Origin of the sequence: Acinetobacter sp. ANC 5378, assembly GCF_013004315.1 — a bacterium.
Taxonomy (GTDB): Bacteria; Pseudomonadota; Gammaproteobacteria; order Pseudomonadales; family Moraxellaceae; genus Acinetobacter.
Genome location: NZ_JABERK010000061.1, coordinates 1 through 20,587, shown reverse-complemented (window position 1 = coordinate 20,587; position 20,587 = coordinate 1). Strand labels below are relative to the sequence as shown.

Annotated in this window: 22 protein-coding genes; 10 read left to right on the top strand and 12 right to left on the bottom strand. The window is 42.2% G+C overall.

Features of this window, described 5'->3' with window-relative positions; genetic code table 11:
• Window positions 1-41 precede the first annotated feature (41 nt).
• On the top strand, window positions 42-1,010 hold the full coding sequence (locus HLH16_RS12655) for an asparaginase (RefSeq protein ID WP_171529584.1): 969 nt from the start codon (window positions 42-44) through the stop codon (window positions 1,008-1,010).
• Window positions 1,011-1,022: 12 nt separating this feature from the next.
• Window positions 1,023-1,820, top strand: coding sequence for a tRNA pseudouridine(38-40) synthase TruA (gene truA / locus HLH16_RS12650; protein WP_171529583.1), 798 nt, complete (start codon window positions 1,023-1,025; stop codon window positions 1,818-1,820).
• A gap of 1 nt (window position 1,821) precedes the next feature.
• On the opposite strand, the gene HLH16_RS12645 is transcribed toward truA, so the two are convergent.
• Together HLH16_RS12645 and HLH16_RS12640 are read right to left on the bottom strand one after the other, a co-directional pair.
• The gene (locus HLH16_RS12645; RefSeq protein WP_171529582.1) at window positions 1,822-2,172 is read right to left on the bottom strand and encodes a hypothetical protein; all 351 of its coding nucleotides are present in this window, start codon (window positions 2,170-2,172) and stop codon (window positions 1,822-1,824) included.
• A 71-nt stretch (window positions 2,173-2,243) separates the two neighbouring features.
• Complete coding sequence (locus tag HLH16_RS12640) at window positions 2,244-3,254, bottom strand: AraC family transcriptional regulator (protein WP_171529581.1); 1,011 nt, start codon at window positions 3,252-3,254, stop codon at window positions 2,244-2,246.
• 231 nt (window positions 3,255-3,485) lie between these two features.
• On the opposite strand from HLH16_RS12640, the gene infA reads away from it, so the two are divergent.
• Both infA and HLH16_RS12630 read left to right on the top strand, forming a co-directional pair.
• Window positions 3,486-3,707, top strand: a complete 222-nt coding sequence (gene infA, locus HLH16_RS12635; protein ID WP_001284370.1) for a translation initiation factor IF-1 — start codon at window positions 3,486-3,488, stop codon at window positions 3,705-3,707.
• 138 nt (window positions 3,708-3,845) lie between these two features.
• On the top strand, window positions 3,846-4,247 hold the full coding sequence (locus tag HLH16_RS12630) for a hypothetical protein (RefSeq protein WP_171529580.1): 402 nt from the start codon (window positions 3,846-3,848) through the stop codon (window positions 4,245-4,247).
• A 71-nt stretch (window positions 4,248-4,318) separates the two neighbouring features.
• On the opposite strand, the gene leuB is transcribed toward HLH16_RS12630, so the two are convergent.
• From leuB to HLH16_RS12605, 5 genes are all read right to left on the bottom strand, one after another.
• Complete coding sequence (gene leuB / locus HLH16_RS12625; protein WP_131287551.1) at window positions 4,319-5,398, bottom strand: 3-isopropylmalate dehydrogenase; 1,080 nt, start codon at window positions 5,396-5,398, stop codon at window positions 4,319-4,321.
• Between the two features lie 25 nt (window positions 5,399-5,423).
• A complete protein-coding gene (locus tag HLH16_RS12620; protein ID WP_214646707.1) occupies window positions 5,424-5,969 on the bottom strand; it encodes a hypothetical protein in 546 nt (181 codons plus the stop codon).
• A gap of 144 nt (window positions 5,970-6,113) precedes the next feature.
• Window positions 6,114-6,764 carry a 3-isopropylmalate dehydratase small subunit gene (leuD, locus tag HLH16_RS12615; RefSeq protein ID WP_171529578.1) on the bottom strand — a complete coding sequence of 217 codons (651 nt, stop codon included), beginning with the start codon at window positions 6,762-6,764 and terminating at the stop codon, window positions 6,114-6,116.
• A 21-nt stretch (window positions 6,765-6,785) separates the two neighbouring features.
• A complete protein-coding gene (gene leuC / locus HLH16_RS12610; protein WP_131287560.1) occupies window positions 6,786-8,219 on the bottom strand; it encodes a 3-isopropylmalate dehydratase large subunit in 1,434 nt (477 codons plus the stop codon).
• A 332-nt stretch (window positions 8,220-8,551) separates the two neighbouring features.
• Window positions 8,552-8,743, bottom strand: a complete 192-nt coding sequence (locus HLH16_RS12605) for a hypothetical protein (RefSeq protein WP_131287563.1) — start codon at window positions 8,741-8,743, stop codon at window positions 8,552-8,554.
• A gap of 175 nt (window positions 8,744-8,918) precedes the next feature.
• Between HLH16_RS12605 and HLH16_RS12600 the strand changes: the two genes are divergently transcribed.
• The 3 genes from HLH16_RS12600 to ovoA all read left to right on the top strand — a co-directional run bounded on the left by HLH16_RS12600 (window position 8,919) and on the right by ovoA (window position 12,564).
• The gene (locus HLH16_RS12600) at window positions 8,919-9,161 is read left to right on the top strand and encodes a DUF2061 domain-containing protein (RefSeq protein WP_131287566.1); all 243 of its coding nucleotides are present in this window, start codon (window positions 8,919-8,921) and stop codon (window positions 9,159-9,161) included.
• A 197-nt stretch (window positions 9,162-9,358) separates the two neighbouring features.
• Window positions 9,359-10,231, top strand: coding sequence for a LysR family transcriptional regulator (locus HLH16_RS12595; protein ID WP_131287569.1), 873 nt, complete (start codon window positions 9,359-9,361; stop codon window positions 10,229-10,231).
• Window positions 10,232-10,401: 170 nt separating this feature from the next.
• Window positions 10,402-12,564: a 5-histidylcysteine sulfoxide synthase gene (gene ovoA / locus HLH16_RS12590; protein ID WP_502707648.1), complete on the top strand. Its 2,163-nt coding sequence runs from the start codon at window positions 10,402-10,404 to the stop codon at window positions 12,562-12,564.
• Between the two features lie 359 nt (window positions 12,565-12,923).
• On the opposite strand, the gene HLH16_RS12585 is transcribed toward ovoA, so the two are convergent.
• Window positions 12,924-13,169: a DUF2789 domain-containing protein gene (locus tag HLH16_RS12585; protein WP_131287575.1), complete on the bottom strand. Its 246-nt coding sequence runs from the start codon at window positions 13,167-13,169 to the stop codon at window positions 12,924-12,926.
• 271 nt (window positions 13,170-13,440) lie between these two features.
• On the bottom strand, window positions 13,441-14,091 hold the full coding sequence (locus HLH16_RS12580) for an HAD family hydrolase (RefSeq protein WP_086192980.1): 651 nt from the start codon (window positions 14,089-14,091) through the stop codon (window positions 13,441-13,443).
• A 182-nt stretch (window positions 14,092-14,273) separates the two neighbouring features.
• Here HLH16_RS12580 and HLH16_RS12575 point away from each other — a divergent pair, with 182 nt between their 5' ends.
• Together HLH16_RS12575 and ptsP are read left to right on the top strand one after the other, a co-directional pair.
• Window positions 14,274-14,750, top strand: coding sequence for an RNA pyrophosphohydrolase (locus HLH16_RS12575; RefSeq protein ID WP_131287578.1), 477 nt, complete (start codon window positions 14,274-14,276; stop codon window positions 14,748-14,750).
• Between the two features lie 87 nt (window positions 14,751-14,837).
• Complete coding sequence (gene ptsP / locus HLH16_RS12570) at window positions 14,838-17,135, top strand: phosphoenolpyruvate--protein phosphotransferase (protein ID WP_131287581.1); 2,298 nt, start codon at window positions 14,838-14,840, stop codon at window positions 17,133-17,135.
• Between the two features lie 7 nt (window positions 17,136-17,142).
• On the opposite strand, the gene HLH16_RS12565 is transcribed toward ptsP, so the two are convergent.
• The gene (locus HLH16_RS12565; RefSeq protein WP_131287584.1) at window positions 17,143-17,334 is read right to left on the bottom strand and encodes a DUF7230 family protein; all 192 of its coding nucleotides are present in this window, start codon (window positions 17,332-17,334) and stop codon (window positions 17,143-17,145) included.
• A 194-nt stretch (window positions 17,335-17,528) separates the two neighbouring features.
• Complete coding sequence (locus tag HLH16_RS12560; RefSeq protein ID WP_171529576.1) at window positions 17,529-19,196, bottom strand: acyl-CoA dehydrogenase family protein; 1,668 nt, start codon at window positions 19,194-19,196, stop codon at window positions 17,529-17,531.
• Window positions 19,197-19,290: 94 nt separating this feature from the next.
• Here HLH16_RS12560 and HLH16_RS12555 point away from each other — a divergent pair, with 94 nt between their 5' ends.
• Window positions 19,291-19,926, top strand: coding sequence for a TetR/AcrR family transcriptional regulator (locus tag HLH16_RS12555; protein WP_171529575.1), 636 nt, complete (start codon window positions 19,291-19,293; stop codon window positions 19,924-19,926).
• A gap of 168 nt (window positions 19,927-20,094) precedes the next feature.
• On the opposite strand, the gene HLH16_RS12550 is transcribed toward HLH16_RS12555, so the two are convergent.
• The gene (locus tag HLH16_RS12550; RefSeq protein WP_171529574.1) at window positions 20,095-20,454 is read right to left on the bottom strand and encodes a hypothetical protein; all 360 of its coding nucleotides are present in this window, start codon (window positions 20,452-20,454) and stop codon (window positions 20,095-20,097) included.
• Window positions 20,455-20,587: the final 133 nt, after the last annotated feature.

Sequence of the window (20,587 nt, the reverse complement as noted above, 5' to 3'; positions counted from 1 at the left end):
GGCTCTACTATGAAGCAGTCATCATTGACTGCTTTTTTATTATGAAAAAAATAGCTTTAATTTATATGGGTGGAACATTTGGTTGCAGTGGTGAGCCACTGAGTCCCATGCCTGCCGAAAATTTTATCCTCCAGTTACAACGCGTTCTTCCTTTGCATCTTAATATTGAATGTTTTGTTGCACCTAGCATAAAAGACAGCAGTGCCAGTACTGCAACTGACTGGCTGCAATTGATTCAGTTGATTCAGAATTTACAACTTAAAAATTATCAACATTTCGTCGTGATCCACGGCACTGATACCCTCAGTTATGCCAGTGCGACACTTGCTCGATTTCTGGGACAATCCGCACATGTGGTACTCACGGGTAGTCAATATCCATTACTGAACATAAATGGAACCAATACCCGTGAATTTACCGATGCCATCGATAACCTTAATTTTGCCCTCGATGCGGTAGTAACAAGTGCTGTCGGTGTGTATTTGGCTTTTCATCATCAGCTTATTCACGCCCAAACGGCGTTAAAGCAGCATACGACTGAATTAGAGGCATTCGCTGGGTTAAATGCCAAAGAGAACCTAATCACACATCAGCAAAGCTATGTCGTCCATGAACGTGATATTGAGAAGGCACACTCATTTAACTGCTTAAGTTTAATGGCACAACCGATCGCCATAGAACAACAGATTAAAAACTTAAAAAATTTACAACAACATCCCCCTCACGTTCTGATTTTACAAGGCTTCGGCACAGGTAATTTGGCAGTCAATCAGGAATTTATTGCTACGCTTTATACTTTACAAGCTCAAAGCTGCGCGATTGTTCTTACCACTCAAGTCCCTTTTGGCACGATTAACCAACACTATGCCGTGAGCGAATGGACTCAGCATGCCAATATCATCATCAGTGATTGCTTGGGACATGCAGATCTTTATGCAAAAGCACTGCAAATGTATTTACAATACGACAGTGTAGACCAGTGGCATGCCCACTGGCATGATTCAGTGTAAATAGAGGTAAATATGCAGCGTTTTGCGGTCGGTATTGAGTTTTCTGGGGTTGAGTATCGAGGATGGCAAACTCAGCAATCTGGCGTGCGTAGCGTACAGGAAACCATTGAAAAAGTACTGTCCAAAGTCGCAAATGAACCGATCATGTTACATGGCGCAGGTCGTACCGATGCCGGCGTGCATGCCACCAATATGGTGGCGCATTTTGATACTCATGCCATCCGCAGTATTGATGGCTGGCTGATGGGCTCAAACAGTCAACTCCCTAAAGACATTTCAATACAATGGATTAAAGAAATGGATATGGCATTCCATGCCCGTTTCAAAGCACAAGCACGACGTTATCGTTACGTGGTGTACAACAATCCGGTGCGTCCCGCGTTACTCTATAAACAAGTCACCCACGTGTATTATCCGCTTGATGCAGATAAGATGATTGAGGCTGCGAAAAAATTTGAAGGCACACACAACTTCGAAAGTTTCCGCGCCGCAGCGTGTCAATCCAATCAGCCTGTCCGTCATGTCAGTCATTGCCGTTTAATCCGTCACGGTTGTTATTTGGTGCTCGATATTCAGGCAGATGGTTTTTTACATCATATGGTACGTAACATCATGGGATGCTTGCTTGAAATTGGTCAGGGTATGTATGAAATTGACCATATTGACGAAATTTTTGCTGCGGAAGACCGTAAAGCAGCGGGCATCACAGCCCCACCTGATGGCTTGTATTTTATTCATGCCGATTATCCTGAACAATTCGAATTACCTAAAGCCCCTCTAGGTCCGCATTGGCTGAATATGCCGGAATAATTTACTTCCAGAAAAATTGTGCTTGTGTCGGTGTAAAGTGAATCGAAGCTTCACTCCATTGCTGACCTTTTAAAATTTGTTCAATACATTGAACAGGATATAAATGATCAGCAGGCTCAAATTTTTCATATTCTGAGCCTTCTTTCTGCTTCACTAGATAGCTTGTTTCTACAACTCTTTCACCAACAGCATGATTTTGCACACAAACCATTTTTGCTTCAAGAAAAGAGTCATTTAACCCTTCTAGCATACATTCGGCAGCCGAAGCGATAAATTGATCCTCTGAAGGATCAACAGATTCTGTTTCTGGCTGTTCAGTTTGATTGAAAAGTCGGGCCAAAGTCTTCATCATTGTGCTGAACATACGCGTATAAATTCCTTATTCAAATTTTGAAGTAATTGTTTTGAACTCTCAGGCTTTAATTACCGCTGCTTTCGCTTCCGATATTCCACAGGCGTTTCATTGGTCCAGCGCTTAAAGGCACGATAAAAAGTGCTAGGTTCAGAAAAACCGGTGAGATAGACAATTCGCTCAACACTCTCGGCCGTATTCGCCAAAAGCTTTTTCGCCAATCGACAGCGATAATCGGAAAGAATTTGCTGGAAACTTGTATTGGCTTCACTGAGCTGAGTCCGCAAACGGCGTGGTGTAATATTCAAATGCGTCGCAACTGTTTCTAAGGTCGTTTCACCACTTTCTAGCGTTGAACCGATGGCACGGCGAACCTCACCGACCAAATCATAGCGTGCAAGTTCTTGCAGCTTTTCAAGCGCCAGTTGCTCATGTAACTGCAATAACTCAGGCTCTGCTTGCCATAATTGATAATCCAGAATGGCAGGATCAAAATACAGACGTGTTTCCTTTTGACCTAAGCTCACCGGACATTCGTAAACCCGAAAATATTCCTCGGCAAAAGCGCCCTGACTAAAATTAAAGTCGATATAAATCGGCTGAAAACGACCTTCAGTAATAAATTTAAAGAAGCGCAATACCCCTGACATCGCACATTCAGAAAAATGACGATTGACCAAATTGTCCGACCAAGCGCCCTGTTCACCGTTAGTGAGATAGCAACGATCATCTTCAATAATCAGTTTTGCATGAAATGCATCACTGATCAGTCGTTGATAAGCCAAGGCCCGCTTTAGCCCTTCACCAAAGTTTTCACTCGAAATAAACAGATGTTCAATCACCTGTCCACGATATAAAGGCAGGTGTTCACCTAAATGCAAACCAATGTCAGGATCTTTACTTACCTCCTCTGCAGCCACCCAAAAAGCATATTGAGCACTGAGCGGAGTACGATCATTGGTTTCAACCTGATTTAAGGCCACACCAGCTTTTGTTAAAATTTCTTCAGTTGGCAAACCTGCACGACGAATGGCTTGGTAGCCCAATCGCAAAACAACCGATGCATCAGTTAGCTGACCCACGCAAAGACCTTCCTTGTATGTTATTCATTTATACTTAAAAAGATTAATTTTAGATTAACTGCGATTGACCAAACTGACAACAGAACAATACGTTTTTTTGTAGAAAATATTTAAACCGATGGTTCGCTTATTTAACTGACAGATGATCGGGCAAAGCCGCATTGCGCCTTGTTTTATGCAAAAAAATTGACTATAATTTGCGCCTTTCCAATTTATTCATTCAGGTAGGCTATGGCCAATAAAGAGGAACTCATCGAGTTCGAAGGCGTTGTCACCGAGACGCTTCCTAATACTATGTTCCGTGTACGTTTAGAAAACGGTCATGAAGTGATTGCTCACATCTCTGGTAAAATGCGTAAACACTATATTCGTATTTTAACTGGCGACAGTGTTAAAGTAGAAATGACTCCTTATGATTTGACCAAGGGTCGTATTACTTATCGTGCACGCTAAGTTTTAGCGAAAGCAAAAGCCACTTTAAAAGTGGCTTTTTTTATGGTCTGTATACTCCGCTACTGACCGTGTATCAAACAACAACGTTCATTGACACTTTATCCATTTAAAATAAAATTTTATCCAATGGAGAAAGCAATGTCATTTCTTCACTGCATGAGTTTATTGACCACGCTTTGCCTGTTGTATGGCTGTGCCACTTCTCCAACCACTACAGCACAACAACGTGATACCTATTTACAACAATTTATTGGGCAGAGCAGTCAGACAATTCAAACCAAGTTAGATTTAAGGCAATTAGGCTATCAACAAGTATTATCGCCTAGCGTAGATAATCAGACGCTCACTTATACGGTGATTCGTCCCATCACCATTCCGATGCCCATGGCACAGAATCCTGCCGACATCGATTCTGGCGCAATCCCCATACAAATCACGCCTAGAGCGCAAAGCTATGACCTGAACTTGCAATGCAAAATTGTCTACCGTTTAGAAAATAACATTGCCAAGTCTGTTCACTATACAGGCCGAACTTGCTAAATCAGGTCTAAATATCCATAAAAAAAAACGCAGCACTTTGGCTGCGTTTTTTTTTATTTTAATCTAAACGCTTAGTTCAAAGCTGTCACTACAGCTTGACCCATTTCAACAGTCCCAACTTTGTTCATGCCTTCAGACATAATGTCTGCTGTACGCAAACCTTGGTCAAGAACATTCCCTACCGCAGCTTCAATGGCTTGTGCTGCAGTTTCTTCACGGAAGGTATAACGTAGCATCATCGCTACAGAAAGAATCGTTGCAAGTGGATTTGCCAGGTTTTGACCTGCGATGTCTGGTGCTGAACCATGACAAGGTTCATACATGCCTTTGCCATTTTCATCTAAAGATGCAGATGGCAACATACCGATTGAACCGGTCAACATTGCAGCTTCATCAGACAAGATATCACCGAACAAGTTAGAAGTTACAATCACGTCAAACTGTTTTGGTGCACGTACCAACTGCATTGCTGCGTTATCCACATACATGTGTGACAAGTTGATCTCTGGATATTCTGCTTCTTTCATTGCAGTCACTGTTTGTTTCCAAAGCTCAGTCACTTCAAGGACATTGGCTTTATCAACAGAACAGACTTTACCGCCACGAAGACCCGCAAGCTCAAACGCCACTTTCGCAATACGCTTGATTTCAGACTCTGAATAAACATCAGTGTTAAAACCTTGTTTCTCGCCGTTTTCTAATTCACGAATACCACGCGGTTGACCGAAATAGATACCGCCAGTCAATTCACGCACAATCAGAATATCCAAACCCGATACGATTTCTGGTTTTAAGCTCGAAGCATCTGCCAATTGCGGATATAAAATCGCAGGACGCAAGTTAGCGAAAAGATTGAGTTCACTACGTAATTTCAACAGACCGCGTTCCGGACGAATTGAGCGCTCAATCGTGTCCCATTTAGGACCACCGACCGCACCCAGTAAAATTGCGTCGGCTTTTTTTGCCTGTTCCGATGTCTGTTCTGGATATGGAGCACCATGCGCATCAATCGCCGCACCACCCAATAAACCTTGTTCCCAAGTCAAACCTAAATTGAATTTTTCATTTACGCGTGTGAGTACTTGCTCTGCGGCTTTTACAATTTCAGGGCCGATGCCGTCACCAGCTAAAATCAAAATATGTTTAGACATGAGATTTTCCATTTTTCAGAGTCAGTCATTTGACTGAGGTGGATTTTAAATTTTTTTGTTCTACAAACTCGCCTAAGCCGTTCAGGACATTATAGGGTTTGCAGAAACGCCGAATCGTTTGTTGTTGTTGTTGAAGTTCCACACACAATGGATCAGGTGCAGAGGCATTCAACAAATTACCTTTATGATGGCTTCGGTCACGATACATCTTAAAGGTATAGTGTTTTTGCGAATTAAAATTGTGAATGACATGCAGTGTTTCCGCACGATCTTTCGAGATCGGATAGAAACGGATCACCAATTCATACTGCCCTGTCGGTACAGACAAAAACAAAGGATTGGCGTCATTTAACGACTTGGCTTTTAAACGAACAATCCCTTGTTGAATTGCGTCACGACTTAACCGATGACTTTGGGCATCGACAATGTGAGTTTGATCCAAACGCTCAAATTCACATTGCTCCGTCCCCGCACAGAAAATCAACGCATTTAATTCTGTCGATTGTGTTTCCTTCACCTGTTTAACACGTACTGTATCAATGCTTTGGCATGCACTTAAGGATGCGACCATAAGACCAAGTACAGCAAGCTGACCGTAAACCTTTGCCACTGTTCGAGCCCCCCTCTCACCAATTAAAGCCAACGAGATATTTTTATGGACTCGATATTAGCAAGAGTTAGCCGCCGATACTACTAGCGCTGAAAATTCAAACAATTAACCGCGAATTTCCTGAAATACCCAAGGACGAGATTGCTTGGTTTTTTCTTCATAGGCACGAATATCATCCGCTGCTTGAAGGGTTAAACCAATATCATCAAATCCATTTAACAAGCAGTGCTTACGGAATGGATCGACTTCAAATTTAAATGCTTCACCACTTGGCGTACGCACTTCTTGTGCTTCCAAGTCGATAGTAAGTTGATAACCTTCAGTTGCAGCACATTCTTTGAAAAGCTGATCAACAATTTCTTCAGGCAAAATCACGGGCAACATCCCGTTTTTAAAACTGTTATTAAAGAAGATGTCTGCATAACTTGGTGCAATCACGGTACGGAAACCGTATTCATTCAAAGCCCAAGGTGCATGCTCACGGCTTGAACCACAACCGAAGTTGGCACGTGAAATCAATACCGTCGCACCTTGATAACGTGGTTGGTTCAATACAAAGTCAGGATTGATTGGACGAACTGAATTATCCTGTCCTGGATAACCTTCATCCAAATAACGCAATTCATCAAATAAGTTTTCACCGAAACCGGTACGTTTGATCGATTTCAAAAACTGTTTTGGAATAATTAAATCGGTATCGACATTGGCACGGTCTAATGGTGCAACGATACCTTGTTCAACGGTATAAGCTTTCATGTTTTGCTCCCCTTAGCCCAATTAGAATGAACGAACATCAACAAAGTGACCGGCAATGGCTGCTGCTGCTGCCATAGCTGGACTCACCAAGTGAGTACGACCGCCATTGCCCTGACGACCTTCGAAATTACGGTTAGAGGTTGAGGCACAGTGCTCGCCCGGCTGCAATTTGTCAGCATTCATGGCCAAACACATTGAGCAACCCGGCTCACGCCATTCAAAACCAGCTTCTAAAAAGACTTTATCCAAGCCTTCAGCTTCAGCTTGCTGTTTCACCAAACCGGAACCCGGAACCACCATCGCCTGTTTAATTGAAGGTGCAACTTTACGGCCTTTAATCACTTCAGCAGCAGCACGAATATCTTCAATACGCGAGTTGGTGCACGAACCAATAAATACGCGGTCTAACTGAATATCTGCCAATGCCTGACCGGCATTTAAACCCATATATTGATAAGCACGGGTCCAGTCATTGCGTTGTACGTCGTCTTTAGCCTGTTCCAAAGTCGGTACAGATTCTGAAACAGGAATCACCATTTCAGGCGATGTTCCCCAAGACACTTGTGGCTCAATCTCTTCACCTTGCAACACCACTACAGTGTCAAAATGTGCGCCTTCATCAGAATGTAAAGTATTCCAGTAGGCAACAGCCTGATCCCACTGCTCACCTTTCGGTGCGTAGTTACGACCTTTAACATATTCGATGGTTTTGTCATCAACAGCCACCATACCGACACGTGCACCGGCTTCAATCGCCATGTTGCACACAGTCATACGACCTTCGATCGACATATCACGGAATACTTGACCACCAAATTCAATCGCGTGACCTGTACCGCCGGCAGTACCAATTTTACCAATGATCGCTAACACGACATCTTTTGGTGTTACGCCTTGACCTAATTTTCCATCAACACGCACCAACATGTTCTTCATTTTCTTTTGAACCAAGCATTGCGTTGCCAATACATGTTCAACTTCTGAAGTGCCAATTCCGTGTGCCAAGCAACCAAATGCACCATGAGTCGCCGTATGCGAGTCACCACACACCACGGTCATACCCGGCAAAGTCAAACCTTGTTCAGGACCCACCACGTGCGCAATACCCTGACGAATATCATTGATTTTAAATTCAACGATATTGAAAGCTTCACAGTTGTCATCCAAGGTTTGCACCTGGATACGTGAAGTTTCATCTTCAATACCGGCAATCCCCTGATCACGTTCAGCTTTTGAGGTTGGTACATTATGGTCTGGAGTTGCAACATTGGCACTTAAACGCCAAGGTTTGCGACCTGCAAGCTGTAAACCCTCAAAAGCTTGTGGCGACGTTACTTCATGTAATAAATGACGATCGATATAAAGTAAGGCTGAACCATCATCTCGTTGTTTTACTAAATGGTCATCCCACAATTTGTCATACAAAGTCTTTGCTTTTTCGGTATTGCCTGCCATGTCGACGCGCTCCATAGAACTGGGTAATGCTTTCATTAACTTCGATTATAACCACGTATTCGCATAAATCTAATTTATCATTTTTATTAGTTTGAAAACTTTTTGGAATTAGTTTTTAGAATCTAAAAACCCTGAATTGTTGCAAAATTTCATATCCAAGCTTTCAAACCAACACCCTATTTCCACACAGTTTTATTGAATAACTAAAAGATTAATCATTGCGGTATAGGAAACTCAGCTTTCCATAAAACAAGTGAATCTATGCCGCATACCCAACTTTAATTTAGATACACATTGAGTGATTGCCAAAGTTGTAGAGGTCTAATACGTCTCTATTTAGAGGACTGCTCTTTGTGCTCTACCAGTTCCTCAATGGCCTTGAGTAATTCAGCCTTGGCCTGACTACACTCAGCAGCGGCTCTGTTTTCGTCGCCTTCATCATCTGCGATTTCATAGACACCCATCCGTTTTTCGACTGCTTCTTCGAAAATATCCAGCAAGTATTTAATATGTTTAATGTCCATGATTTATCTCCTGTTAGGAATACATCAGTAATTGATACTGTTTACTTGTTTTTGTAATTGACTCACTTTTAAATCTATAAAACCGATTAAAAATAACTAAAGATTCGTTTTTACAGATCAAATAAGATTAATTATCATTTAGCCATACTCCAAGAGAAAGATTGAGGAATCCCCCATGGCGCATATTCAAAAGTTTGTTGATTACAACCAGAAAACCTTAAAAAAGACCTTCAGCTATTACATCATGCACATCACAATTGCCATGTTGGTGGGCTATTTCGTAACAGGAAATATCTGGATGGCATTAACCCTCAGCTTGCTTGAACCGACGATTCAAGCCATTGCCTTCTTCTTTCACGAAAAAATTTGGGAAAGAAAATCATCAAATATGCAAAAACGGAAGAATTTTTCGACCTAAGATGCTTGAGATATCACGGGTTCCGACTTTCTCCTTTTTCAACAGATCACTCTACTTATATAGGGTGATCTGTTTCTTTATACGACTCAAATTCACATCTTTATACATTTTTTATGTATAGATTTTTATGATTAGATTCACATTTAATATAAAAATATTTTATAATTACTGCAATATTGTATAACCAGACTATCACTATGAATCTTGCCGCCTTTGAAGCGTTTGTTAAAGTCATGGAAACCGGCTCTATTTCTATGGCTGCCGATCTGTTGTTTATTACCCAGCCGGCAGTGACCAAACGCATTCATAGTTTAGAAGAATATTTTGGTGTGAAACTTTTTGAATCTGCGGGTCGTGGCGTTCAAGCCACCCATGCCGCGCATTCCTTACTCCCCAAAGTAAAAAACTGGTTGAATGAACTGGGCGATATTCACCACACCCTCAGTCATGAACAAGGGCAAGTTCAAGGCAAACTCAAAATTGGCACCAGTCATCATATTGGTCTGCATCATTTACCCAGCCACTTGCGTCATTACGTGCAAGAATTTCCGAACGTGACTTTGGATGTGCATTTTGTCGATTCAGAACAGGCGCATGAAAAAGTGCTTGCCGGTGACCTGGAACTGGCATTTTTGACGCTTCCACCTCAAGGCGATGCTCGTCTCAGTTATGTCACCATCTGGGATGATCCTCTGGTTTTTGTGGCAGCACCTTTTCACCCCTTAGCCAATCAGAAAGATTTGCAACTGCAAGATCTGATTCAATATCCGAGCCTGTTGCCGGCGGCCCAAACCTATACCACGCAAATCACCCTGGCAGAATTTGAAAAGCAAGGTGTTAAACCGAAAATCACCATGAGCAACAATCCGCTTGAATCCATTCGGATGCTAGTCTCGATTGGACTGGGCTGGTCAGTATTACCCAAAACGCTGGTCAATCATGATTTAAAACAACTGGATATTAACCTGCAGATGAACCGTCAATTGGGCATGGTCTGGCATCCTGGACGCACCCAGTCACGTGCAGTACAGGAACTGGTTGCCATGATGCAAAACCCTCACCTCAGCTAAAATTTGCTTTAGGGCTGCATCTGTCTGGATGCAGCATCTTGTTACTTAAATCCTCAGCACAATGACACAGCTTTCGAGTACTTTTAAATAAAACACATAAAACCTGATGTTTTAAATGTAAAAAGAATTCGACGGAGTATGAACATATGCTGAGGGATTCATCATCGTTAATCTCTAAAAAAAATCCATCTACATCCCATTCTGATGCTCCCCATTTGTGGCAAGACGCTAAAATTTCTTTACTGCCCACCCCCAATCTAAACTTTGCGGATGAATCCACTGCACGGCATAGCTTGCGTGATTATTTTCTGAATACTTTTGACAGCTATGAACTGCTGTTTGACTGTCTAAAAAATCCGGAAGGCTATTACCTCAAACCCATCTCCTTACGTCATCCGCTGATTTTTTATTTTGGTCATACTGCTACTTTTTTTATTAATAAATTGCTTCTAAGCAAACTGATTAGCGCACGTTTGAACCCGCAACTTGAAAGTATTTTTGCTGTGGGAGTCGATGAAATGAGCTGGGATGACTTGAATGACCAGCATTATGAATGGCCAAGCGTAGCAGAAGTCCAGGCTTATCGTCATCAGGTACGCGCACTGATCCTGAATCTGATTGAGCACGCACCTCTCACTTTACCTTTGAACTGGAACCATCCGTGGTGGTCCATTATCATGGGGATTGAACATGAACGGATTCATCTTGAAACCTCATCGGTGCTGATTCGCCAGCAGCAGCTAGACCATGTACAAAATCATCCGCAGTGGCGTGCCCATGTCATTAGTGGAATAGCACCTGAAAATAGGCTGATTGCTGTCCCTGCAGGACAGGTCAGTCTGAACAAGACTTTCGACAGTAATTTTTATGGCTGGGACAATGAGTTTGGTCAGCATCAGGCGGATGTTCCCGCTTTTGAAGCTTCGCAATATTTAGTCTCCAATCAGGAGTTCTTAAGTTTTGTGGAAGATAACGGTTATTCAACTGATCGCTACTGGACAGCAGAAGGACTAGATTGGCTGAAATTTTCTCAAGCAGCACATCCCTGCTTTTGGCGAAAAACACCTCTGGGCTGGTCACTGCGTCTGATGCTGGAAGAAATTCCCATGCCTTGGGACTGGCCAGTAGAAGTGAATTATCTTGAGGCCAAAGCTTTTTGTCACTGGAAAGCCGAGAAAACCAATCAAAGTATTCGCTTGCCCACAGAAGACGAGTGGTATCGGCTCTATGATGTGGCAGGTTTAGATCCTGATCTTCCCAGTACTGAACATGCCAACATCGAACTGAAGTATGGAACCAGTCCCTGCCCGGTCAATCATTTTCAGCAAGGTGATTTTTTTGATATTCAGGGCAATGTCTGGCAGTGGACTGAAACCCCGATTTACCCTTTTGAGAGTTTTCAGGTGCATCCGATCTATGATGATTTCAGCACGCCCACCTTTGACGGCCAACATAATTTAATCAAAGGTGGCTCCTGGATTTCTGCCGGCAATGAGGCTTTGCATAGCGCACGTTATGCCTTCCGTCGGCATTTCTTCCAGCATGCCGGATTCCGCTATGTCGCGGCCTCACAAGAATTGAAGCAGTTTCAATCTTCGTATGAAAGTAACCAGATGATCTCTCAATATTTAGAGTTTCAGTACGGCGCGGAATATTTTAATGTCCCTAATTTTGCCCAAAGCCTGATTAACCTTGCACAACCTTATTTTAAGGAACTTGCTACACATAAGGCACTGGATCTCGGTTGTGCCACAGGGCGTGCCAGCTTTGAACTGACGGCTTATTTTGATCAGGTCACGGGACTGGATTTTTCCGCGCGCTTTATTCAGCAAGCGGCACAGTTAGCACAAGGCGAAACACTACGTTATACCCTGCCCATTGAAGGTGAACTGGTCGAATATAAAGCCTGTAACTTAAAAGAATTTGGTTTGGATGCCCATGCGGATCGTGTGGATTTTTTTCAGGCGGATGCCTGCAATTTAAAACCTCATTTTACCGATTACAATTTTATTCTGGCGGCGAATTTAATTGACCGCCTGCATCATCCAAAAGATTTTTTGGCCGAGATTCATACCCGATTAACTCTGGGTGGAATTTTAATGCTAGCCTCACCCTACACCTGGTTAGAGGAACATACTGCGCGTGCTGAATGGGTGGGTGGTTTTAAACAATCGGGGGAAAACTTTAGCACGCTGGAGAGTATTACTGAGCTGTTAAAAGGACATTTTGAAATGCTTGCAGAGCCGCAGGATATGGCATTTGTGATTCGTGAAACAGCGCGTAAATATCAGCATACGCTGTCGCAAGTCACGCTGTGGAAACGGATCAGATAAACCATTTGCCAAAAAAAGCCAATCAGTTGATTTAATACTGACCAGTTAAAGGATTTGACCATAAAAGCCTCAGCTTTTGGGTTATTCACAGCAGAGTCTTATTTTTTAAATCAAATATTTGGAGTTCATCAGTTCTTTTGTTTCGCCAAAAGAACCAAAAACATTTGTCATTCGCAAAACTCGCCCACTACCACCGAGTAGAAAATCCCTCGTAGAAACAGTAACTTATTAATGTAATCCTGCCTCAAACAGTTGCGAATGACGTTTTCGCGTATCAAATAACATTATGAATTAAAAATCAAAAATGCCAGCCAATTTCTTAACTGGCTGGCATTAAATCATTTGATTGACTTTGATCTTTATTGAATCACTGAATCTTCATGCAGGGATTCATTCAACTGATCGACAATAATGGCCCATGAACCGTCGGACTTAATTTTTTCTGCTAAAAACTGGCGTTGTGCTTCAGTCCAATAACTCGCTTCGGTAATTTTGGTATGAGCACTGAGTTGATGGGTGGCAATAAACAGGGCGATCGCTTCTTCACTGGAGTCTAGTCCCAGTTGCTCAAAAAGATTGGTCATTCTTGGACGTGTTTGGCTCATTTTGATATCCCATTCTTCAATCTAATGTTTAATTTTTATCAATATTGATCATCATCTTCATGTCTAATATACGGCAAAGGCATACTGATAGTAAGGGTTATTTTATAATCTCTGGATCAATATAAAATATTCAATTGGGTTCTGTATATAAGTTGAAACTTTCTTAGAAATGGAAAGATTTCGACGCCATCTCATTTTTTATTTTTAACATTTAAACTGGGGAGAACTTCGATATTCCATACGGATTCTCCCCTTACTCATAACAGCGTGCCTAGATTGACCAATCCTGAATTTCCCAATCTTGTTCTTTGGCAAGTGCAGCTAAACGCTCATCAGGATTGACCGCAATCGCATGATCGGCGTGTTCCAATAAGAAACGGTCATTGATTGAATCTGAATAAGCCCATGATTCTTCTACATTTCGTCCTGAAAGCCATTGTTCCAAACGGATCAGTTTGCCTTTTTGGTAACATGCGGTATTAATGACTTTACCGGTATATTTACCATCAATGACTTCTGCATTGGTGGCAATAATTTCGGTAATGCCAAACTCATGAAAAATCGGTGCCGTAATAAAATCAGACGTTGCAGTGATGCCGACCAGTTCATGTCCTGCATCGCGGTGTTTTTGAATCGCGGCAAAACCTTCGGGACGCATTTGTGGACGAATCACTTTTTTCATGAATAACTCATGTAATTCAGCCAAGTAATCATTGTCATGCTGGGTTAAAAATTCAAATACAAATTCATTATAAGCAATCGGGTCAAGTTGCCCGGCTTTATAGTCTTCATAAAACTTGTCATTCATTTGGCGATGTCGGATTGGATCGACTAAACCTTCGTTTACTAAAAACTCACCCCATGAATAATCCGAATCGGTATTTAATAAGGTATGGTCGAGGTCAAATAAAGCCAATTTCATGAAAATACTCGTAAAAACTGAAATTTAAGAAAAAAAATGTAAATCTATCTCCGCTAGTCGATAGAAATTCGTTAAGATCATAGCAATTTTTAACATTTAAGCTGTGCTTTTTTTCGAGATGGATATAGAAATAACAATCCCCGAATGAAAAGCTACACATTACACATGATTTAGGTAGCCAAATGATCGACTCAGAAGGTTTCCGACCGAATGTCGGGATCATTTTGGCAAACGACGTTGGACAGGTTTTATGGGCAAAACGCATTGGACACAATGCTTGGCAATTTCCACAAGGAGGTATCCAGTATGGAGAAACCCCTGAACAGGCACTTTATCGAGAGCTGAGAGAAGAAATTGGCTTATTGCCCGAACATGTTCAAGTTATAGCGCAGACCAAAGGCTGGCTGCGTTATCGTTTGCCGCAACGGTATATACGCTCGGATTCAGACCCGGTGTGCATTGGTCAAAAACAAAAGTGGTTTTTACTCAAACTGACAGCACCAGTAAAAAATATTCAGCTGGATTTGTCTGATCCACCCGAGTTTGACCAGTGGCAATGGGTAAGTTATTGGTATCCATTGGGACAGGTCGTGAATTTTAAACGCGATGTATACCGAAAAGCGATGGTGGAACTGTGTAACCAGTTACCTTCCTTATAAGCATAAAAAAATCGTATGAAAATGCAGATTTTTTAGTAGCATGTTGTTATAACTAAAACGTATTTAGACTTTTTTGGAGCAGACTTTATGTCGAATATGCAACTGGACACCTTAAGACGCATTGTACAAGAAATCAATGCGTCCACCAGTTTGCATGAGTCACTCGACATCATGGTCAATCAGGTTGCTGAAGCCATGCATGTGGATGTCTGCTCCATTTATTTGCTGGACGAACGTAATCAACGTTACTTGCTGATGGCCTCTAAAGGTTTAAAAGCAGAAGCTGTCGGACATGTTTCTTTACATACCGGTGAAGGCCTGGTCGGTCTGGTCGGGCAACGTGAAGAAATCGTCAATTTAGACAATGCACCCAAGCACGAACGCTTCATGTATTTACCTGAAACAGGTGAAGAGATTTACAACTCTTTTCTTGGTGTTCCGGTAATGTACCGTCGTAAGGTAATGGGTGTACTGGTCGTTCAAAATAAAGAATCCCAAGACTTTAGTGAAGCAGCCGAATCCTTTCTGGTCACCTTGTGTGCACAGCTTTCCGGGGTGATTGCCCACGCACATGCCGTCGGAAATATTGATGTTTTCCGCAAACCCAACAACCTGCCAGCGTATAAAACCTTCCAAGGCGTGTCTGGTTCTGGCGGGATTGCCTTAGGTCGTGCGGTCATCCTATATCCACCTGCGGATTTGGCTTCTGTACCGGACCGTGAAGCAGATGATATCAGTGAAGAACTGGAACTGCTGGATCATGCGATTGATTCTGTTCGTGAAGAAATTAAATATCTTGATGACAAAATGCAAGATGCCTTAATGGCTGATGAACGTGCTTTATTTAGTGTGTTCTTACGCATGCTGGATGACAATGCGCTTCCTGCCGAAATTAAAGCTGAAATTCGAGATGGCAACTGGGCACAAGGCGCGGTTCGTATTGTGATCGACAGGCATATTGCCCTGTTTGCACAGATGGAAGATGGCTATTTACGCGAACGTGTTTCGGATCTCAAAGATCTCGGGCGCCGTATTTTAGCCTTCTTACAAGAAGCGGATGCCAGTCATCGGGAACTGACTGATGAAAGTATTCTGATTGGTGAGGAAATTTCCACGGCGGCATTGGTCGAATTACCGGTCGATAAAATTGCAGCGATTGTCACCACCGAAGGTGCAATGAACTCGCACATGGTGATTGTGGCACGTGCTCTCGGTATTCCAACGGTGGTCGGTGTGACTGAACTGCCGGTGAACACGCTTGATGATGTCGAGATGATTGTCGATGCGCATCAGGGTCGGGTGTTTATCAATCCCCCGCGTCGTTTGCGTAGCCGCTATAAAGAAATTCAAAAAGAAGAAGAACAGATTGCCAAAGATTTAAAGCAGTATGAGACAAAAGATGCGATTACCCCAGATGGAGCCACGGTCAAACTGTATGTCAATACCGGCTTGATGATTGATGTGGTTCGCGGTGTACAGCGTGGCGCGAAAGGGGTCGGTTTATACCGCTCTGAAATTCCATTCATGCTGCGTGACCGTTTCCCGGGTGAAGAAGAACAGCGTGCCATTTACCGTCAGCAGCTGAGTCACTTTGCCAATAAACCGGTAGTGATGCGGACTTTAGATATTGGTGCCGATAAAGATCTGCCTTACTTCTCCATCGAAGAAGAAAATTCAGCCCTCGGCTGGCGTGGTATCCGCTTTACTCTGGATCATCCTGAAATTTTCTCATCGCAAATTCGTGCCATGCTCAAGGCCAGTATCGGGCTAAATAACCTGCACATTTTGTTGCCGATGGTAACCAGTGTCAGCGAAGTTGAAGAAGCTTTGTATTTGCTTGAACGCGATTGGACAGCGGTTCAGGAAGAAGAACAGGTTAAAATCACCAAGCCGAAAATTGGCATTATGGTCGAAGTACCCAGTGTCCTTTTACAAATTGAAGAATTTGCCGAGTTAGTCGATTTCTTCTCGGTCGGCTCCAACGATTTAACCCAATATTTACTGGCGGTTGACCGTAACAATCCCCGTGTTGCCAACGTCTATTCACACTTCCATCCGGCAGTATTGCGCGCTTTAACACGTTTGGTTAAAGAATGTCATAAGTACGATAAACCGGTCAGTATTTGTGGTGAGATGGCGGGTGATCCATTGGCTGCCGTGTTATTGATGGCGATGGGCTTTAATACCCTGTCGATGAGTTCGAGTAATATTTTGCGGGTACGTAAAGCGATTTGTCATGTTCCGATGACCGAGGCACTACAACAACTGGAACATGTATTGAAAATGGATAACCCATTGATCGTGAAAAGCTGGATGGAATATTACTTTAAGACCCATGGTCTAGCGGATATGGTGAAATCTGCAACACGTATTGTCGGTGCTTAAAATAGGGTTATAGAATAGCAAATACCGTGCAAGAAAAAGGGAGATAGTCATTTGAGTATCTCCCTTTTTTGTGCTTGTCATAGCCACGTTTTGCATTTTTCTTTCGGTCTACAAACACCTGACTTTTGTTGACCTCATGCATGTGTTTTGCCACAAAATTGTTGATCACAACCTCTGGCTGCTTCTTTTGTTTCGCCATTTTACTCACCTGTTTTTACGTTTTCACATCGAGTGGATATGGAGCATATATTGCGCTGATTTGTACAAATTTCAAGTGGTTTTAAGCGTGCAAAAAAAATTAAACATCAAACCCAAATTTATAATTTTTAAACCCTCCCTCTCTTGCGAAATATATTTCTCATCCCAAAGGGAGGGAGAGCTTTCATGGCCTCATTAATATTCTTTAGCCAATGCCCTCTCCAACAACCGTTCCACATCTACATCCTTAGGGTGCAGCATACCCACCACTTGTCCGTGAAAATCACGATAACGGGACTGGATAAATCCATTTGCGACAAAATCAGGCGCATGACGTTTCAATAAAACTGCTTGTGTCAAAATCACCAGACGGCTGACCAAACTGCGCCCCATAAACTGCAAGTCACTAGGTGATTGATGGAACAACTTGAACAGGCTTTGTAATTCATTTTCCAAGGTTTCATCTTGCATAGCAGTAGAGGATAAATCTTGAAATAACACCTCAATAGACTCTGGTTCTCGCGCAATTGCACGTAATACATCCAGGCACATCACATTGCCCGAACCTTCCCAAATGGAATTCACTGGGGCTTCTTTAAATATGCGCGCCATGATGCCGTTATCGACATAACCATTGCCGCCAAAGACTTCCATCATTTCACCAGTCAGTTCAACAGCTCGTTTACAAATCCAGAACTTGGAGGCTGGGGTCATCATCCGTTTCCATGCCAAAGACACAGCATCATCAGATTCATAACAATGCGCCAGATGAAAACTCAATTGCATTGCCGCTTCGGTTTCCAAAGCTAAATCTGCCAACACAGCACGCATCAAAGGCTGTTCGGCCAAGTTTTTGCCAAAAGCCTTGCGCTGGCGGGTATAAGCAATGCATTGCACCAAAGCCTGACGCAGCATCGCGCTACTACCAACAGAACAGGTCAGACGGGTATAATTCGCCATTTCAATAATCGTCGGAATGCCACGTCCTGCTTCACCCATCAGGATGCCCCAGGCTTCCTGAAATTCCACTTCTGAACTGGAGTTACTTCGGTTGCCGACTTTTTCTTTGAGGCGCTGCACATGAATATTGTTCTTCGTGCCATCTTCCAGCCAGCGCGGAACAAAGAAACAGGCCAAGCCATCCTGTTCAGTTTTGGCGACGACCAAATGTGCATCACACATCGGGGCGGAGAAAAACCATTTATGTCCTGTCAGCAAATAGACCTTACCACGACCTGATTCAGCTACGGGCACGGCAAAAGTTTCATTGGCACGCACATCCGAACCACCCTGCTTTTCGGTCATGCCCATTCCTAACCAGATTGATTTTTTCTGGGCTATTGGCAGGTCACGTTCATCGTATTCGGTAGACAGAAGTTTTGAGCCTATTTTTGCCCAAAGCTCAGGTTCACGCTGAATCAGGGGAATGCTGCCAAGTGTCATCGAAGTCGGACACAAACTGCCACATTCCACCTGCCCGCTTAAGTAAAAACGTGCTGCCCACTCCACCCATTTGGCAGATGATTCTGCATGGTTAAATGGATGTGCATGGCTGTCAAATTTGCGATTTAAAGCCATCCATTGATGCCATGCAGGATGAAATTCAATGTAGTCTTTACGGCGACCGCGAGCATCGAAGGCATGAAGGATAGGCGTGTGTTTATTGGCTAAATCGGCATATTGATAATATTCAGCTGACCCCAACACCTTACCCATCTGCGACAAGGTAGTCTGATCCTGACTGCCGCAACGGTTCAAAATTTCTTTCAATACTGTGTCAGTTTCAAACAGGTTGTAATCTTGCAGTTCGTCAAACTGGTTGCTGATCTGATGGGTCATCCATGTATTTATCGATGTATTCATCGTCTATACTTCCTGCTTGTTGTTCTGGGCTTTTCATTCCAGTATAGAGAAAAAATAGCCACAGCATGTTCGGCTTTGTTTGATCAAGAGTTTTATGAAAAATCCACAGATTCAAGTACGTCGTAAGCCACGCCAGTCACGGGCCAAACTGACGCAGGAAGCCTTGCAGGAAAGTTTTGTTCGGCTTTTGCATGAGCGTGCTGCACATGACATTACCATTCGGGAAATTACCGATTTGGCCGGTGTCGGCTTAGGTACGTTCTATGAATATTTTTCCAAAAAGGAAGATTTAATTGCACTGACCATTTACAGACACGTAAAAAATAATGCCGAGGACTTAAAAATTTATGCACACAGTCTGATCAAGTTATCCACAAATTTGGTTTTGGAGGATTATTTAAAACAGGTGATTCATTATCAGCTTGAGCAGATTCAGACACAGCAGTTTTTATGGGCACAGACCTTTTTGCTGGAACGGCAGGTTTCGAATATTGAAAGTTATCGCAAGAGTTACCAGATGATGGTGCAAATGTGGCAAAACATACTTGCACCTTTTTTTGAAGATACTGAACAGTTGAAGCGGATGAGCTTAAATGTACAACGAGTCTGTTATGGATTTGTGTCGCAGACTTTGTTGGTAGAGCCTGAGTTTGTCGAGTGGGAGGATTTGGAGAAGGATATTATTCAAACTTTGGTCAACTTCATTTTTAATAAAAATGTCCTTTTTTGATTGGCAAAACATATCAAAGCCGCTCACAAAAAAGCCGACTTGTTTCAAAAACGGTTGTTTGCTAATTTCCTGCTCAATGTTAAAATTTTAAGTATTTGATTTTTATATTAATATACACTTGTATTTCATGTAATAGACATTATGTTAAATTGGGAGATTGAGTGCTATCTAGTTTTTTAAGATATCAATTTGACTAACAAAATAATTATTGTTTTCAATAGTATATTTCAATGAATAATAATAACAAATTCTATCATTAGCATATATTTGATTTAGATCAAATAATTTATCCTGATATCTTGGAATATGAAGAAAATTACTGACACTTCCATCATCATTTTTAAAAGAAATATAATCTGTTGATCCACCTCGTGTCGGTCCAGGAACAGATTTGATACCTAAGTATTTGCCACATACTTTTACTTTATCTATAGCTAATATTGATTCTTCAACATCCTTTTTAAGCATGTAACTAGAATAGAAAAAATAAATTATAAAAATCAGTATAAATATTAATATTTTTCTCATTTTATTATCTAACCCGAATTACGGATAAGAAAACCGCTTGAAAAAAAGATGGTTAGAGCCATTTAGAAAGTTACTACACAAACCAAAGACTCTAACCACCATGTTTGATTTTACAGAAATCTTCTGTGCCATT